Annotated in this window: 1 rRNA gene; it reads left to right on the forward strand. The window is 52.6% G+C overall.

The features are described from left to right. Positions 1-246: 246 nt before the first annotated feature. Positions 247-3,175 (forward strand): 23S ribosomal RNA (locus H9631_RS21970). Positions 3,176-3,225 lie beyond the last annotated feature (50 nt).

The following is a 3,225-nucleotide window of genomic DNA, read 5'->3' on the forward strand; positions in this document are numbered from 1 at the left end:
TCGTTCTTTGAAAACCAGATAAGTAAGAGAAGAAACAAACCGAGAATCGTTCACCTTATGGATGATCCAATTACGGAGCACCATAAGAAATGTGTAAAAACCTTTGGTTTATACTCAATACCAAGGGCAACGAGAAGCGAGTAGTTCGAGGAAGCAAGCGAATGAACACCGGAGCGTATAACAATACGCGAGGATGTGAATGAGCGAAGCTGACGAAGAAATGCGAAGCTTATCGTTGGCCGACAAGATTAAGTTACAAAGGGCGCACGGTGGATGCCTTGGCACTAGGAGCCGACGAAGGACGGAACGAACACCGATATGCTCTGGGGAGCTGTAAGCAAGCGTAGATCCAGAGATTTCCGAATGGGGGAACCCACTGCCAGTAATGGGGCAGTATCCTGTACTGAATACATAGGTGCAGGAAGGCAGACCCGGGGAACTGAAACATCTTAGTACCCGGAGGAAGAGAAAGAAAAATCGATTCCCTGAGTAGCGGCGAGCGAAACGGGAAGAGCCCAAACCAGAAGGCTTGCCTTCTGGGGTTGTAGGACACTCTATACGGAGTTACAAAGGAATGTGGTAGATGAAGCGGTCTGGAAAGGCCCGCCAAAGAAGGTAACAGCCCTGTAATTGACACTTCATTCCCTCCAGAGTGGATCCTGAGTACGGCGGGACACGAGGAATCCCGTCGGAATCCGGGAGGACCATCTCCCAAGGCTAAATACTCCCTAGTGACCGATAGTGAACCAGTACCGTGAGGGAAAGGTGAAAAGCACCCCGGGAGGGGAGTGAAATAGATCCTGAAACCGTGTGCCTACAAGTAGTCAGAGCACAATAAGTGTGATGGCGTGCCTTTTGTAGAATGAACCGGCGAGTTGCGATTTCATGCAAGGTTAAGCTGAAGAAGCGGAGCCGCAGCGAAAGCGAGTCTGAATAGGGCGAAAGAGTATGAGGTCGCAGACCCGAAACCAGGTGATCTACCCATGTCCAGGGTGAAGGTCAGGTAACACTGACTGGAGGCCCGAACCCACGTATGTTGAAAAATGCGGGGATGAGGTGTGGGTAGGGGTGAAATTCCAATCGAACCTGGAGATAGCTGGTTCTCTCCGAAATAGCTTTAGGGCTAGCCTCAAGGCAAGAGTACCGGAGGTAGAGCACTGTTTGGACTAGGGGCCCTCATCGGGTTACCGAATTCAGACAAACTCCGAATGCCGGATACTCATCCTTGGGAGTCAGACTGCGAGTGATAAGATCCGTAGTCGAGAGGGAAACAACCCAGACCACCAGCTAAGGTCCCCAAGTATACGTTAAGTGGAAAAGGATGTGGAGTTGCTTAGACAACCAGGATGTTGGCTTAGAAGCAGCCACCATTCAAAGAGTGCGTAATAGCTCACTGGTCGAGTGACTCTGCGCCGAAAATGTACCGGGGCTAAACGTATCACCGAAGCTGTGGATTGTCTTAGACAATGGTAGGAGAGCGTTCCAAGTGCAGAGAAGTCATTTTGTAAGAAATGGTGGAGCGCTTGGAAGTGAGAATGCCGGTATGAGTAGCGAAAGAAGGGTGAGAATCCCTTCCACCGAATGCCTAAGGTTTCCTGAGGAAGGCTCGTCCGCTCAGGGTTAGTCGGGACCTAAGCCGAGGCCGAAAGGCGTAGGCGATGGACAACAGGTTGATATTCCTGTACCGCCTCGTTTCCGTTTGAGTGAAGGGGGGACGCAGGAGGATAGGGTAAGCGCACGACTGGATTGTGCGTCCAAGCAGTAAGGCTGGCAAGTAGGCAAATCCGCTTGCCGTAAGGCTGAGCTGTGATGGCGAGGGAAATAAAGTACCGAAGTTCCTGATTCCACACTGCCAAGAAAAGCCTCTAGCGAGGAAACAGGCGCCCGTACCGCAAACCGACACAGGTAGGCGAGGAGAGAATCCTAAGGTGATCGAGAGAACTCTCGTTAAGGAACTCGGCAAAATGACCCCGTAACTTCGGGAGAAGGGGTGCTCCTGCGGGTGCAAGCCTGCGGGAGCCGCAGTGAATAGGCCCAGGCGACTGTTTAGCAAAAACACAGGTCTCTGCGAAGCCGCAAGGCGAAGTATAGGGGCTGACGCCTGCCCGGTGCTGGAAGGTTAAGAGGAGCGCTTAGACTTAGTCGAAGGTGCGAATTGAAGCCCCAGTAAACGGCGGCCGTAACTATAACGGTCCTAAGGTAGCGAAATTCCTTGTCGGGTAAGTTCCGACCCGCACGAAAGGCGCAACGATCTGGGCACTGTCTCAACGAGAGACTCGGTGAAATTATAGTATGCGTGAAGATGCGCATTACCCGCGACAGGACGGAAAGACCCCGTGGAGCTTTACTGCACCCTGATATTGACTGTCTGTGCAGCTTGTACAGGATAGGTAGGAGCCTTGGAAGCCGGAGCGCTAGCTTCGGTGGAGGCACTGGTGGGATACTACCCTGGCTGTATGGACCGTCTAACCCGCGACCCTGATCGGGTTGGGAGACAGTGTCAGGCAGGCAGTTTGACTGGGGCGGTCGCCTCCTAAAAGGTAACGGAGGCGCCCAAAGGTTCCCTCAGAATGGTTGGAAATCATTCGCAGAGTGTAAAGGCAGAAGGGAGCTTGACTGCGAGACCTACAAGTCGAGCAGGGACGAAAGTCGGGCTTAGTGATCCGGTGGTTCCGCATGGAAGGGCCATCGCTCAACGGATAAAAGCTACCCCGGGGATAACAGGCTTATCTCCCCCAAGAGTTCACATCGACGGGGAGGTTTGGCACCTCGATGTCGGCTCATCGCATCCTGGGGCTGTAGTCGGTCCCAAGGGTTGGGCTGTTCGCCCATTAAAGCGGTACGCGAGCTGGGTTCAGAACGTCGTGAGACAGTTCGGTCCCTATCCGTCGCGGGCGCAGGAAATTTGAGAGGAGCTGTCCTTAGTACGAGAGGACCGGGATGGACGCACCGCTGGTGTACCAGTTGTCTTGCCAAAGGCATCGCTGGGTAGCTATGTGCGGAAGGGATAAGTGCTGAAAGCATCTAAGCATGAAGCCCCCCTCAAGATGAGATTTCCCATTACCTGCTTGCAGGTAAGTAAGATCCCTGAAAGACGATCAGGTAGATAGGTCCGGTGTGGAAGTGTGGCGACACATGGAGCTGACGGATACTAATCGATCGAGGACTTAATCTAAAATAGGATGATATGATTTTCGGTATCTTCTTCTCTTATCTGGTTTTGAG

The sequence above is a fragment of the Bacillus norwichensis genome (assembly GCF_014836955.1).
Classification (GTDB): domain Bacteria; phylum Bacillota; class Bacilli; order Bacillales; family Bacillaceae_C; genus Siminovitchia; species Siminovitchia norwichensis.